The sequence below is a fragment of the Sporosarcina sp. USHLN248 genome, from assembly GCF_037144575.1.
Lineage (GTDB): Bacteria > Bacillota > Bacilli > Bacillales_A > Planococcaceae > Sporosarcina > Sporosarcina contaminans.
Genome location: NZ_JBBCZC010000007.1, coordinates 1 through 13410 on the forward strand (window position 1 = coordinate 1; position 13410 = coordinate 13410).

At 42.2% G+C, this 13410-nt stretch carries 16 protein-coding genes; 5 read left to right on the plus strand and 11 right to left on the minus strand.

The features are described from left to right. On the plus strand, window positions 1-305 hold a 305-nt coding region (locus tag WFH04_RS04025), incomplete at its 5' end, for a hypothetical protein (RefSeq protein WP_336822778.1). A 55-nt stretch (window positions 306-360) separates the two neighbouring features. On the opposite strand, the gene WFH04_RS04030 is transcribed toward WFH04_RS04025, so the two are convergent. From WFH04_RS04030 to WFH04_RS04045, 4 genes are all read right to left on the minus strand, one after another. Then, a complete protein-coding gene (locus WFH04_RS04030; RefSeq protein WP_336822779.1) occupies window positions 361-1614 on the minus strand; it encodes an efflux RND transporter periplasmic adaptor subunit in 1254 nt (417 codons plus the stop codon). After that, window positions 1615-2301 (minus strand): hypothetical protein, encoded by a 687-nt coding sequence (locus tag WFH04_RS04035; protein WP_336822780.1) that lies wholly within the window; start codon window positions 2299-2301, stop codon window positions 1615-1617. It lies immediately after the preceding gene. A gap of 346 nt (window positions 2302-2647) precedes the next feature. Further along, entirely contained in the window at window positions 2648-3097 is a 450-nt protein-coding gene (locus WFH04_RS04040) for a transcriptional regulator (protein WP_336822781.1), read from the minus strand. A gap of 110 nt (window positions 3098-3207) precedes the next feature. Further along, complete coding sequence (locus tag WFH04_RS04045) at window positions 3208-3564, minus strand: hypothetical protein (RefSeq protein WP_336822782.1); 357 nt, start codon at window positions 3562-3564, stop codon at window positions 3208-3210. 181 nt (window positions 3565-3745) lie between these two features. Here WFH04_RS04045 and WFH04_RS04050 point away from each other — a divergent pair, with 181 nt between their 5' ends. From WFH04_RS04050 to WFH04_RS04060, 3 genes are all read left to right on the plus strand, one after another. Further along, entirely contained in the window at window positions 3746-3913 is a 168-nt protein-coding gene (locus WFH04_RS04050; RefSeq protein WP_336822783.1) for a hypothetical protein, read from the plus strand. A gap of 456 nt (window positions 3914-4369) precedes the next feature. Beyond that, window positions 4370-5941, plus strand: coding sequence for a hypothetical protein (locus WFH04_RS04055; RefSeq protein ID WP_336822784.1), 1572 nt, complete (start codon window positions 4370-4372; stop codon window positions 5939-5941). Then, window positions 5938-8682 carry a DEAD/DEAH box helicase gene (locus WFH04_RS04060; protein WP_336822785.1) on the plus strand — a complete coding sequence of 915 codons (2745 nt, stop codon included), beginning with the start codon at window positions 5938-5940 and terminating at the stop codon, window positions 8680-8682. The genes WFH04_RS04055 and WFH04_RS04060 overlap by 4 nt, the downstream gene beginning before the upstream one ends. Here the strand turns inward: WFH04_RS04060 and WFH04_RS04065 are convergent. Next, window positions 8668-8847 carry a hypothetical protein gene (locus WFH04_RS04065; protein WP_336822786.1) on the minus strand — a complete coding sequence of 60 codons (180 nt, stop codon included), beginning with the start codon at window positions 8845-8847 and terminating at the stop codon, window positions 8668-8670. The two genes, WFH04_RS04060 and WFH04_RS04065, sit on opposite strands and share 15 nt — an antisense overlap. Window positions 8848-9082: 235 nt before the next feature. Then, entirely contained in the window at window positions 9083-9547 is a 465-nt protein-coding gene (locus WFH04_RS04070; RefSeq protein ID WP_336822787.1) for a single-stranded DNA-binding protein, read from the minus strand. A gap of 267 nt (window positions 9548-9814) precedes the next feature. On the opposite strand from WFH04_RS04070, the gene WFH04_RS04075 reads away from it, so the two are divergent. After that, the gene (locus WFH04_RS04075) at window positions 9815-10270 is read left to right on the plus strand and encodes a YwpF family protein (protein WP_336822788.1); all 456 of its coding nucleotides are present in this window, start codon (window positions 9815-9817) and stop codon (window positions 10268-10270) included. 384 nt (window positions 10271-10654) lie between these two features. Here the strand turns inward: WFH04_RS04075 and WFH04_RS04080 are convergent, their stop codons facing one another. From WFH04_RS04080 to WFH04_RS04100, 5 genes are all read right to left on the minus strand, one after another. Then, window positions 10655-11080, minus strand: a complete 426-nt coding sequence (locus tag WFH04_RS04080; RefSeq protein WP_336822789.1) for a hypothetical protein — start codon at window positions 11078-11080, stop codon at window positions 10655-10657. A 93-nt stretch (window positions 11081-11173) separates the two neighbouring features. After that, the gene (locus tag WFH04_RS04085; RefSeq protein ID WP_336822790.1) at window positions 11174-11563 is read right to left on the minus strand and encodes a hypothetical protein; all 390 of its coding nucleotides are present in this window, start codon (window positions 11561-11563) and stop codon (window positions 11174-11176) included. A gap of 140 nt (window positions 11564-11703) precedes the next feature. Continuing rightward, complete coding sequence (gene fabZ / locus WFH04_RS04090; protein WP_336822791.1) at window positions 11704-12147, minus strand: 3-hydroxyacyl-ACP dehydratase FabZ; 444 nt, start codon at window positions 12145-12147, stop codon at window positions 11704-11706. Window positions 12148-12200: 53 nt separating this feature from the next. Then, on the minus strand, window positions 12201-12530 hold the full coding sequence (locus WFH04_RS04095; RefSeq protein ID WP_336822792.1) for a DNA-directed RNA polymerase subunit beta: 330 nt from the start codon (window positions 12528-12530) through the stop codon (window positions 12201-12203). A 23-nt stretch (window positions 12531-12553) separates the two neighbouring features. Then, window positions 12554-13390, minus strand: coding sequence for a flagellar hook-basal body protein (locus WFH04_RS04100; protein WP_336822793.1), 837 nt, complete (start codon window positions 13388-13390; stop codon window positions 12554-12556). Window positions 13391-13410 lie beyond the last annotated feature (20 nt).

The following is a 13410-nucleotide window of genomic DNA, read 5'->3' on the forward strand; positions in this document are numbered from 1 at the left end:
TTATGAGCGGGGTGGGAAGTTTTTGCGTTCCTCTGGGAGTTTATGCGCGGCATGAGAAGTTTTTGCGGTATTCGGGGAGCTTTTGCATCGTGGGAAGCTTTTATGCGTTCGGCGGGGAGTTTATGAGCGGGGTGGGAAGTTTTTGCGTTCCTCTGGGAGTTTATGCGCGGCATGAGAAGTTTTTGCGGTATTCGGGGAGCTTTTGCATCGTGGGAAGCTTTTATGCGTTCGACGGGGAGTTTATGAGCGGGCGGGAAGTTTTTGCGTTCCTCTGGGAGTTTATGCGCGATGATGGACTTTTATGAGGTCGGTGTGTGGGATAGAAAAGCGCCATGGTCTGAGACCGTGGCGCTTTTGGGTTTATTTCAGAAATGCGTATTTAAAGTAGTTTTTCCAGCCGAATGCTCGCCACTCGGATTTATTAGGAAATTCGAATGGCAAAGACGTGATGACGTTCGAAGCTGTGTCGGCTGGATATTTAATGGCGATGTCACCTGCCTCTATGCCATCCGTTATAACAGCGCGGTCATGTGAGTAAAAAGGTACGGAAACTTGCGTGTTAACGGCCTTTCCTTCATTGTTTAATGTCCATACCGTTTTAGTTTGTCGATCAAACGGAAGTAACCACTGCTTGTTCACTGAGATTGCATCGGCTTCGTTGACGACAATTTCTGCGTTCATTTTTGCACCGTACGGCAGTTCTTGCAATGGCTCGATCGGACGAATATGGATTTCATACAAATCTAAGGAGTGGGTGTTCCTTTGCGGATCCAATTGCTCATATGCATGACGCCACTTATCTTCGCTGGCAGGAACTTCTGAAATGAAAGCGACCGTTCCTTCAATGACTGTTTTTAAGCTGTTCTGCTGCAAGCGAACGGTGTCATCTATTTCGATGTCTTGCCATTGTTCGAGTTGTACATATGTCTTAATAAGTTTCTCTTCGCTATAAATATCAGCCGATAGGATGGTGCCGTTTTTATGGATTTCAGCAACCGTGCCATTGATTGGGCTTATGAGCGCTGGCCTTGATGGATTTTGGGATAGCTGCGCTTCAATAATTTTTAGTTGTCGTTCGATTTCTGAACGCTCCCTTTCTGCAGCAGCGATCGCTTGAGAATAAGAGCCGTCTTGGTGGAGATCAACTTGAATATTTAATTCAATTTCCGTCTCCCCTGCTGTTTCCGTAGATTGGTGATTTGCTCCGGATTGTGCATTGTCACGCTCATATTCCAAATCTGAAATGGTTTCGTCTATTGCTGACAGCTGGTCGAGTAGACCTTCTTCTTCCGCTTCCCATGCAGCCATTTGGCTATCTGCTCGTTCGGTTTGCAATCGCGCAATTTCTTCACCGACTTGTATGCGATCCCCTTCTTTGACGAGCCATTGATCGATGGACTCTCCATCACCAACGTAAATGGTGTACATCTCTTCTGGTGACAGCAAGCCTTCTTTTTTTACAGTTTCTTCGTATTGATCGGTTGACATTCGTTCGTATTGTGAAACATGAATCGTTTTTGGTACCTTGCTTTTTTCGGAAAAAAGCAAATGGATGTTGACTGCAATAAAGAGGCTGACGACTGCAGCAATTGCAATATTCATTCGTTTTTTCATTTAAAATCCACCTCCGAAAAGTGAATTCAGCAAACGATCGAATGGAATGAATGCAATGGATGCAGTAATGAGCGCCATCGCAACATGTAACCCAATCAACATCCAAAGCTGCTCTCTCCACTTTCCTTCCTTCTTAAATGCTCGGATGAAACGATATTGCAAAGTGATAATTAATGCAGTTGTCACTGTAAGCTGATTTAAAAATAGAATTATGTACCAGTTTTCCATAATCGTAACAGCGAGCGGGCCGAACGATAAAAATGAAAGGGGTACTGTCGCACCTTTTAAATAGAAAACAAGGAACAGTAATGCTTTCTCCATTAACAGAATGCCTGTAATGCCTATTTGCAACGGCACCACGTGCTGATAAGGGATCTTTGTTATTTGGCTGATGACAAGTGCGATACCAAAAATGTGGAATGCCATGTACAAGACCGACCAAATGACGGAGCCGGCAAGTGAGGCATATCTTGCGATTGTGTAGTTCGTGTCAGTCATTGTCGCCAGGACGGACGTTATCCCTTCGGTGTTCATTCCCCAAATATTGCGTATGACGAATAATACTGCACCTAAAAGAAAGACAATCCCTATCCGGCTATTTAACTTTCGCATAGAAGACGATTGCAAATTAACCCCTAAGTCATGGGGTCTTGTCAAGAAGTGCCAAAATTTGTAGTCAAAAAACATGGCGTCAATCCCTTTCTGAAAATCCCTGTAATCAATACTTTACCAAATCTTTATAGTTTTTCAATGTTGTAGATTTCGCTGAGTATAAAATAATGTTCCGTTGGATAGTCTTATAGTAGTATACCATTTCCTATTTTGCATTATTTCCCGGGAAATCGACAAAGGAGAGTAGGTCGGATGAAGAAAGATGAAACATACAAATTCACTCTATTTGATTTCTTATTTGGCTTGACGGGATCAACCGTTTTTGTAGTTTTATTGCACCTTATCGCCCGCTAATCGAATTAGGGCATAAAAAAAACACTTACCGTTTGCTACACGATAAGTGTTACTTATGGCTTGTTTTTCAATGTGATTGCATTCCTTCCGTCAATAGGTTGAATAATTGCTTGTTGTTTGTTTCGAGTGCGTAATCGATCATGCGGTTTTTATTGTCCTCTTCAATTTGATCGATGAGCACTTCTGCTTCACGTTTGACGACTTCAGGTATTTCCACTTGGATGTTCAACTTACCTTCAAGAATTGTCGATAAGTGGATATGAAGATCTGAAATGAGAAGCAATTGGTAGAGCGGTAATCTTATAAACCGGCTGCCCCTTTGAAAAACAAAGACTTCCCCTAAGTTTTCAACTTGAAGGCTTTTCATATTGACTACAATTTCTTTGCCTTCAGATGGAACGAATTGATACACTTCACCGCCTTTGACGATGGAAAAGTATTGATAGGCAAATACGAGACGTAAACGAAAGTCTTCTTGGCTGGTGAAAAATGGTGTCATACGCTGTACCGTTAGCATCTTCATCCCTCCGATATTGAATATTCCGATTATTATCATTCTATCATAGTTTGGTTAGATTTGTGAATGATTTGTTTATCATTTTATTCATCGGAAAGGTTTTTCATGTGTCACCGAAGAACGCCAAATTTTTGAGGTCTTTTATAATCCATGAATAAAGTGAAAGAATCGACATAATAATCGATTTTCATTTGTGATAGGAAGCGGAATATTTCAATGTTTGCATTCGCCGGCGCTTCTTTTCTCTTTTTGAATGCCACTCGATCCGTCATGAAATTGACTGCTATAAAATAATGTTTTGTCACCCCCATGATGAAAGGCGATGACAGATAATGCAACTTTTCTTCTTGAATTCGTTCTGTTAGCTTTTCTTGTTGGTACGTGTTTGACCATTTTACAAATGCCAAATGCTTGCTCAAACGAAAGAGGATTGTAACGTTCGGTATATGTAAAATAATTTGGTCCACGTTCTTTCACCTCCCATAACCTTTGAATCATTTTTAAATTAAGAATTCAGTAACTATTTTAACAGATTATAAACTTTCTTTCCAAAAACCAACATTACGTTAGTATGAATCAACGTTTTGTTGACTTTGTCCAAACGGACTCTTTCTTTTATACACTTGGGGGTAAAAAGGGGATGTCCATATGCATTTTGAACAATTTAAGGAATATCACGAAGAGTATTTACATGTAAAACAAAGAGCGGCGGCTCATGAATTGAATATAAAACCTGCTGTCCTTTCAGTTTACGAACGGAATGAAAGAAGGTTTCCAAATGATTTATTGCCTGTTATGAAGCGATCTTCCGAATGATTACTTCCTTGCTATATGGTATTAGGAAAACCACTAAATTCTGTGAGGTCTGTGAACGGTTCTCAATAAGACCGGACGAGTGCGCTGCTGGAAAGGAATATGGAAAACTTGATTGACCGCCACCGTAAGCTGTTCGAAGAAAACGCTGAGCTAAGGAACTGGTTGCAATTACAGCAAATATGAATGAAAAAGATCGAACAAAATTACTGAATGCTTTTAAATCGCTATTTGATTTGTTTCAATAACAGACGGAAGGCAATGGTGTGGATTGAATTCATTTACGGTCACCGCCTGAAACGTATATAATAGAAGGAATGTAGATCTTGAATATCTGTTTGCCCGCTTTCATGCATTGTGGGCTTCTTCAGCTGCTAAAGGTTTTGTACAGATGTACTATTTAAGATAAAAGTCCGAACAGCACCGGGCTATATGTACTGTTAGGGAGTGATTCGCGACATGAGAGTAGAACGCATTTCTTATTTGTATGAAGAACAGATCAGTGACTTTATAGATGATATACAGAACTCATTTCGGTCGGATGTTCCTAAGGAAGCGATGGAAATTAGAAAAGCCCTTTCGATTGTCAGGTTAGGAGCCGTTACGGAATATGCTCTTTCTTCATCCGAAAATCGATTGGAGGCCCAAATTTCCGGCATGCAGCCAGAAACAGTTGAACTGTCGTTTCATACGATGAAAACTGCGTGTACATGCAATGAGCCGAACTGGTGCATTCATAAAATGGCGGTCGTTCTACATTTATATTCTCAATTCCACTCATTAATCGATTGGAACCATCAATGGCAGCAAATCGATTCAGGGCAAATGAGTCTTACTATGCCAGAGCGGACACCGGAAGCTTGGAACCGTTCACTCGCCAAGCTAACCGCTCCTTTATCGAATATCGATGTCAATGAAAATCCTCATATTTTTGTCCATGAAGCTTCATTATTGGATGAGAAAGCAGCATCCCTCTCGCCGTTTGAATGGGAATGGAAGCCTTTGTTCGATTTGTTTTACCGTCTCCATCTATTGGATGCTGGGTGGCAGTATGCTCACCATTACATCGAAGCATCTGCAGGCAACTTTTCCTATCGTCATTGGCAAATTCGCATGTGGGTCAATGAGCAGCTGGCGAAAATTCAAGATCAGGCGAATCTATTAGGCTCAAAACATAGGTTGTTTGAGACAGATGTGTTTTATACGCAATTAAAAACAAGTGTGCGACGTTTCGTCCTTCAGCATGAAGGACTTTTTGAAGATCGATTCTATCTTTACGAAATCTTTTGGACATCCTTATTTAAAGAAAAGGCCACACGTGAGAAAGAACTTTCTGGATTGATGTCGGAAAATGAACCGGATGCCAATTTTTTTGCCGCTCTGTTTCATTTATTGTCCGGAGATGTTGAAGCATTGTCCGATATGGTTGAACAAATGGACGACAAAAGAATTGGGCATTGGATGAAGCTCTCTGAAAAAGCTGCAGAATTAGAGGAATACAAAGCACTTTCCATTTTGCTGTCGCGTATTCTCCCTCACATTGAAGAATATTATGAGCAGCTTTCCAAGCATGATCGCTCCTACTTCATCCGGCATTTTGATGGCTTGCTTGAGGATTCTGATTTTCCGGAAGAACAGCGGGAATCTCTGTTCATGATGTTCGGTAAAGACGGTCTCGATACGTATGCGGATTTCTTAGTTGAACATGGCCGTTATGCAGATTGGGCAGCGCTAATGCATCGCTACAACGTTTCCTATGATTCGATGGAAATGGATGCGCTCAAGATGGCAGCTTTAGAAGCCCCTGCTGCTGTGCTGCCGTTGTTGCATAATTTTGCAATGGGCTATATTGCGGAAAAGAATCGCCATGGCTATCGAAGAGCCGTTAAGATTTTCAAAACGATGAAAAGCTGTTCGAAAAGAAGCGGAAAAATAGATTTTTGGAACCGCTATGTCGATACGATTCGAAATGAACATCGCCGTCTGCGCGCGCTATCGGAAGAAATGGAAAGGAGCAATTTGCATTTATGAATAAAACAAATACAATTCACCTTCTTTTCTATCTCTCGATGGAGCGCATCGATGACGGACGATATAAAGTATCCGCAACTGAGCCTTCTATGAAAGCCGTATCTCCCGAAAAATTGTCTTCGTTTCTTTTTTACAATGATGAACAATCTTTATACGGGCTCCTAACGGAAAAAGATGAGCAATTTGTTTATTTATCCTCATATGATTTGTTGCAAGTCATAACGGGAAAACAGCATCCATTTGTTTCCTACGACGGACAATCGGCCGATGACAAAGCGCATATAGCAGCTTTACAGGAGGCCGGCCGCATTTGGAAAGAACCTAATTTTTGGCAATACGCTGAACTGCAGGATGGAATGATTGTTTTTGACGTTGATAAAATTGGAATTTCCGATTTATCGGCATCAATTTTACACGATGCTGTAAGAGATAAACTTATCGCTTCGAATATGCGAATGGATCAATTGCCTATGTTGTTGCCGCATTTACGCAAATACGGCTGGCCAAATGAAGGCGAGTCTTCTACGCTTCCCGTCCAAGTTGCCTTCCGCTTAACCGAGCCAATGGAGGATAGCGACTGGCTTTTAGAGACGGTTGTCGTCAGTGGACGTGGCGCTCATTGGACGCCTGCAGTCCGAAAGCAAAATGCGCCTATCGCAGATGCGCTACCTGCAAAATGGAAAGAATTCTCGGAAGACATCCAAAGCAGACAATCTGAAATGGCATCCTTTTTGCAATCTGTTTCGGTAACGGATGAAAACCGTTTTCTCTCTGTAAGGATGTCAGATCCTGAAGTTCGGATGTTCATTCAAGAAGACCTTCCTATTTTTCAGTCGTTCGGCTTCCCCGTCATTTTACCTGCATGGCTGAAGTCGGTCACTGAAACGAAAATGCGAGTGAAAACGAGTGCAAGTGTACAATCGTATCGATCTGCAGCTGGTTTGAATGAAGTACTTTCATTTGATTGGAGTTTCTCGTTGTCAGGACAGGAAATCGATCGAGACACTTTTCAGCGCATGGTCGATGAAAATCGAGAATATATACGATCGGGTGATGACTGGTTTCATATTGACCCCGAATGGCTGAAACGAATTCGAGAACTGATGGAACAAGCCGATTCAGGCGAATGGACGGTAATGGATTTGCTGTTCCAGGAAATCCCTGAAGAGATTGTTCCGATCGAGGATGAGTCTGATGTGGATACGGATCCATTGCTTTCATTTACGATGCAGCAGTCATTGCGCGAGTATGTCGATTTGATATCCAATAAAAAGGGTCTTCCGTCAGCAGGGATTCCTGAGCAATTAAATGCTGAACTTCGGCCATACCAAGTTGAAGGGTATGATTGGCTCGTTTTCATGCGAGAAAATGGATTTGGCGCATGCTTGGCGGATGATATGGGATTGGGGAAAACTATCCAACTCATCTCCTATTTATTGCATATTCATTCTTCTGAGGAAATCGACCGACCTTCTTTGATCATTTGCCCTACGAGTGTTTTAGGGAACTGGCAAAAAGAAATTAACCGTTTTGCACCGTCATTATCAGTTCATACGCATTATGGACCTTCCCGCGCAAAGGATGATGACTTCAAAGCTATGATTGAACAACAGCGTCCCGCTGTCATTTTGACGACCTATGGAACAGCGACGCAAGACGGCGATATGCTAAAGGAAACGTATTTTAACAGCATCACGCTCGACGAAGCACAAAACATAAAGAACATGCAGACGAAGCAGTCACGTGCAATTCGCAAGCTGCGCGGAGAACATCAAATTGCTTTGACTGGAACTCCTATTGAAAATAGGCTTTCCGAGTTGTGGGCGATCTTTGATTTTATTCATAAAGGGTATTTCGGCAGTTTCCGCGCGTTTACGGAAGATTACATTATTCCAATTGAGCGGGATGATTCCGAACTGCATAAACGGAAGCTTCGTTCGAAAATCAAACCGTTTCTTTTGCGGCGAACGAAAGATGATCCGGAACTTCAATTGAATTTGCCGAAAAAGTTAGAGCAAAATGAGTACTGTCCGTTAACGACTGAACAGGCTGCACTTTATGAAAGCTATATTGAAGACACGAAATTCAAAATGAATGATTTAACTCCATTTGAGCGTAAAGGCTTGATCTTAAAAATGTTGAGCCGGCTGAAGCAATTGTGCAATCATCCTGCTTTGTTTTTGAAGGAACCTAATGCACCTGCAAGCGAAATGCTTACCCGTTCCATCAAATTGGAAAGAATCGTGTCGATGGCCGCCGAAATTGCTGCGAATGGCGAAAAATGTTTGATTTTTACTCAGTATATCGGTATGGGACAATTGATCCGGCAATGCTTATCGGAATTGCACGGAATCGATGTACCATTTCTGTCTGGCAGTATGCCGAAAGGACAGAGAGATTATCTTGTGGAAGCATTCCAAACAGGCGAGTTTCCGGTGTTCATCCTATCGTTGAAAGCTGGAGGAACGGGATTGAACTTAACCGGTGCAAATCATGTATTGCATGCGGATCGTTGGTGGAATCCCGCTGTCGAAAATCAGGCAACAGACCGAGCATATCGTATCGGCCAGACAAAATTTGTCCATGTGCATAAGTTTGTAACCGTCGGCACGATTGAGGAGAAGATCGATAAAATGCTTGAAGAAAAATCCGCGCTTTCCGCTGAGTTGATTCATTCGAGCCAATGGCTAACTGAGCTGTCAGATGATGAATTGGATGATTTGCTATCATTTGAACGTTGAGGAGAACTGTTTTTCAGGGCTTCTTAATCTATGTAGGGATACAACTTTCCTGCTTTTTTCAAGGTCTTCCAATTCTTTTATTCGCTCGTTCATCGTTGCAACGATACGAATTAACTGGCCGATTTGAAGTTCCATCCTAATCATCTCTTTATTGCGTTCCAACATTCCTTTCACTCCTTTTTTACGATTGCGGCGGAAATGCGGTCTCCGCCGCAATTTTTTTGGCTGGATCATTTTGTCCCATTTGCATTTTTGTCTATGAAACGAACAATACCCCCGTATGAACGTTTCATCTCTTACCCTACTCTTCTCTTAGATATGTTTTGTTTTCACGTTACGGTCTTTCCGATTTCTATCCACCTTTCTTTGAAGTTCGACGGTCTCCGCTATGTATGTTGAATCAAAATATAGGGAGACCTTCTTCTTCATTGCTTGGCGTGTGAAAATTCGATTGGATGTTTTGGTGATCTACATTTCGCCCGCCCTTTTCACTGCCCTCCTTTTGTTGCACGATGGGCGCTTCCCCATACAAATTATCATTTGTTCTTCGTTTTGTAGATAAGAAGCGGATTTCTTCCCCGATTACTTCCGTTACGAAAACACGGCTTTTGTCTTCTCTTTCATAGGTTCTTGACTGAATTCTTCCCCCTACTCCTATGAGTGAGCCTTTGCCACAATGTTTCGCTGTGTTTTCAGCCACTTTCCCCCAAGTTGTGCATAGGATGAAATCAGCATCCACTTCCCCTTGCTGATTTTTGAATTTGCGATCGACAGCTAAGACAAAGCTTGTCTGCAATCTTCCTTCGGACAGCCTCCGTAAAATGGGGTCCTTTGTAATGCGACCGACAAGTGCAACTTGATTCAACGTTTCCCCTCCTTTCTTTATAGATTATCCGTATCATACAGGAAGGGCTTTTTTTCATGCAAATGAGGAAAAATGGATTTTGCAGGTGTTTTGTGAATCAAAAGCGAATTTTTCATTCCATAATTTACCTGCATATTTTTGTAAACCACTGACAAATTAAGGTTTGCAAATTGTTCACATTCTGAGATAATTCGACTTTAGTATATAATCCAAATTATTTTCCTCTTATATGTTATAATTAGGTAAAAATCGAGCGGGGTGGCGCCTTTGAAAACATTTAAAATGATATCCGTCGGAATATTGGTTGATGATAAAATCAATAACTTTCCGTTGGTTGATGGCATTATTATTAACCAAGAAAATAGTCACCGCATGTGGATTCTTGAATTATTTATTGAACAAAAGCACCAGCAAATTTTTGAAGAATGGAAAGCATCAAAGGAAGTTTTAGATGCACGCGTCGTCATCTCCTATCCGGAAAATGAGCCTGCCGGATTCCTCGTCGCCGTAGATGCGGTAGAACGGATTGGAGACCACATTTCCGTTCTACTTAAAGGACGATTGAAGCGTGCACGTTCACAATATGCAGAGCATTTATTAGAAGAACTGTTGACCGAAGGATTAAGCGGGGATGAGTTACTGCAACGTTTCGAGCATGATATGCGATCACGCCCTCGTTTGAAAAAAGAAAGAGAAAGAGAAACAGAACAGGAAAGTTTGTGAAAGCCGTAGATTGCGGCTTTTTTTGTTTGGCTGATGGAGGTTAGGAATTATATGGCGGTGAGGCAGTTTCGCGTAGTAATTGGGCTTAATGCGTAGAGCGGTAACGTTTTGCATGGAGATCAGTTGTATGCGCTAAATTTTTATTCGTGTTACTACGTAGACAGGTCACTCAAAGCGAATAAGCAATTTGAGTGCATAGATCACTTTATGCGCAGAACGTAGCTAATTATGTGGGCAGAGGTGACTTTATGCTTTTTCTGTAAAATTTATGCGTAGTTAGTGCTGTTTATACGGGGCAAATAAGAGTTATGCGCATTCAGAACTATTTATGCGTTTTATACAAGAAAAACCGCCAAAAAAGGCGGTTTTTCTCACGGCTTGCGGTTAGCGGTTGTTGTTGCTGTTGTTGTTATTTCTTTTGCGGTTGTTGTTCATGTCGTTATTTGGCGTAGTCGTGTTGTCATCTGTGATGATTTCTTGATTGGGAGCCGTTGTATTGTCACCGTTCATGTTTCCATTACGGATGTCATTGTCGTTCCCATTGAGTCCGCCGCCATTGAGGCCGTCTCTATCGTTGTTGATGATACCATCACTTGTATTGTTGATGTTTTGGTCACGACCATTGTTGATGCCGTCTAAGTCAGAGCCGGCACCGTTGTTGACCCTTGGGGTGAGGTCACGCGCACGGTCGTTCAAGTCTTCCATTGGGGTTTCGTTATTGTTTGGAAGACCATCATCGTTATTGTTGTTGGCACAACCCGTTAGAACAATTCCGGATACTAAGACGAGCGGGATCGCTTTTTTGAACATGAAAAATTCCCTCCTTTCCACAAGCCGTATATCATACAAATCCGTATGATACTTGTAGGTTGGCACAAAAAGAGGGAACTATCCATGAATATTTTATTGTTGTTCGACCCGTTCTTTTAAAAGCGATTCAACGTAGACCGCTTCTGCTTTACAATCGTAGCTGTAGTGAGTATCTAGTTGTTCCTGCATCATTTGGATAGAAGCGATTTGCTCGTCGGACGGCGGTTCGCTTAAGATGCGGTGGATGATTTCATTAATTCGCTGGGCGAGGTCTTCATGGAATTTCGGATCATTTTTCATGGAGTCCGGAATTTTTGAATACCATAGTGCTTTCGTCGTAATATATTCGCGCCAGGTGTTAATGAAATCCTCAATGCTGTATCTTTCTTCGCTCCATCCAATGCTGCTCATATATTGCTCGAAAGTTTGTGTGATAGAACGTGTAATACTGCTTTTTATATTTGGAGAAAGATCTTTGAACATGACTTTTTGGTACCTCCCACTATAAGCGTACATTGCCGATATAGGTAGTGTAGTTCACGAAAGATGCAGTGCTTTTCGTCCACCTTTTATAGGTGTCCACTGCACATTCCATTGTAGCTAAAATTCGACATATACGCAAATTAATTTGCGTTATCTCCACCTGGAGATAGTGCAAATGTAATTTCTGTTTCGCAAGCGACTTCCCCTTCTACTGTCGCAACTGCTTTCCCTTTGCCAATTTTGCCGCGCATTCTTGTAATTTCCACTTCTAATTTCAAAGTATCGCCAGGGATTACTTGACGCTTGAATCGACAATTATCGACACCTGCAAGCAAACCGATCATCCCTTTATTTTCCTCTTTTTTGAGGAGAGCGACTGCTCCGACTTGTGCAAGTGCTTCAACAATCAAAACACCCGGCATAACGGGATAACCCGGAAAATGGCCGTTGAAAAACTCTTCATTAACTGTTACATTTTTCAAGCCTACCGCTCTTGTTCCCTCTTCAATTTCCGTTATGCGATCGACCAATAAAAAAGGATAGCGATGCGGTATGATTTTTTTGATTTCTTCTGCTGTTAGCATGTCCATTCCCCTCTCTTGTTATTTTTAGTGAAAAATGAAAACGAAAGAGCCAGTTACGACTCTTTCCCATTGATGATGTCAAGTATGTGCACCCAAGTCTCTTTTTTCAAAACGTCAGACGGCTGGCCGTCTCCTATATAGCCGTAGCCAATCATAGCGCCGACGACAGCTGCTGTAGACAATAGCAAAAGGACGAGCAGGACACGAAGCCAAATTGGAATTAAACGGATTTGCACCCATATTCGCTTTTTAGTGTCAGACGCTTCTTCAACCGCTGTTTTACGTTTTTGATTGCGTTCTGCGCGAGAAGCGATCACTCCCGTCGATGCATCTGTCTGCTTATTCTGTTCCCTTTGCGGGTTGTTTCGCTTTTCATCTATCATATTAAAATCTCCCTACTGCGGATTTATCGGATGTTGTTAATTAATCCTAACATTTGATCCGCAAGTGTCACTGACCGGGCGTTAAATTGGTAAGAACGTTGCACGTTAATGAGATCGGTCATTTCTTTTTCATAGTTGACGTTGGAAGACTCCAATTTTTGGTTTTCCATTCCGATCTGACTTCGGTTTGCGCCTACCATCTCAGTCAATATGTCATTCGCCGTCAAGCCAAGCTCCGCCATATTTTCCGGTAAACCGAATAGTGTAGCTGATAGGCGAGACATTAAATTCGGACGCTCAAATGTTGCGACGCCCATTTGAATGCGATCTACCGCACCGTCATCATGAGTAACTTCAAGCGTTCCGTTCGGCAGCATGCTATAGTTTTTCACGTTGTCTGCAAACGTGATCGGCAATCCTTGGCTATCCGCTACTGGGTATCCATCGCCGTTTACAAGCATGAGCTGTCCGCCTTCTACTGGAGATACATAAAAGTTCCCTTGGCGTGTATACACCGTCTGGTCACCATCAGCCCCAGGCATGATCAGTGTAAAATATTGCTTCGGCTCTGTTAACGCAAAATCCAATTCACGGCCCGTCATTTGCAAAGAACCAACTTTCCAATTCATCTGAGTAGCACCTAACATCGCCCCAACGCCATAGCGGATGCCTGCTGGAGACTGGCGATTCGCCGTATCCGCCTTGTCATTGTCGAATTGCTGATAAAGCATTTCGTGAAAGCTTGCACCCGTCGCTTTATAGCCATTGGTAGATGAATTCGATAAGTTATTCCCTATTATATCAATTTGATGCTGTAATTGGTTCATTGTGTTTACAGCAGTTGTCATCGTTCGTATCATGATCGACCACGGTTCCTTTC

Coding starts and splice junctions, on each gene's coding strand:
- WFH04_RS04065 (WP_336822786.1), bottom strand. CDS start 8,847: ATGTTGGAACGCAATAAAGAGATGATTAGGATGGAACTTCAAATCGGC.
- WFH04_RS04035 (WP_336822780.1), bottom strand. CDS start 2,301: ATGTTTTTTGACTACAAATTTTGGCACTTCTTGACAAGACCCCATGAC.
- WFH04_RS04095 (WP_336822792.1), bottom strand. CDS start 12,530: ATGATAGATGAAAAGCGAAACAACCCGCAAAGGGAACAGAATAAGCAG.
- WFH04_RS04085 (WP_336822790.1), bottom strand. CDS start 11,563: ATGTTCAAAGATCTTTCTCCAAATATAAAAAGCAGTATTACACGTTCT.
- WFH04_RS04060 (WP_336822785.1), top strand. CDS start 5,938: ATGAATAAAACAAATACAATTCACCTTCTTTTCTATCTCTCGATGGAG.
- fabZ (WP_336822791.1), bottom strand. CDS start 12,147: ATGCTAACAGCAGAAGAAATCAAAAAAATCATACCGCATCGCTATCCT.
- WFH04_RS04100 (WP_336822793.1), bottom strand. CDS start 13,390: ATGATACGAACGATGACAACTGCTGTAAACACAATGAACCAATTACAG.
- WFH04_RS04055 (WP_336822784.1), top strand. CDS start 4,370: ATGAGAGTAGAACGCATTTCTTATTTGTATGAAGAACAGATCAGTGAC.
- WFH04_RS04030 (WP_336822779.1), bottom strand. CDS start 1,614: ATGAAAAAACGAATGAATATTGCAATTGCTGCAGTCGTCAGCCTCTTT.
- WFH04_RS04050 (WP_336822783.1), top strand. CDS start 3,746: ATGCATTTTGAACAATTTAAGGAATATCACGAAGAGTATTTACATGTA.
- WFH04_RS04040 (WP_336822781.1), bottom strand. CDS start 3,097: ATGCTAACGGTACAGCGTATGACACCATTTTTCACCAGCCAAGAAGAC.
- WFH04_RS04080 (WP_336822789.1), bottom strand. CDS start 11,080: ATGTTCAAAAAAGCGATCCCGCTCGTCTTAGTATCCGGAATTGTTCTA.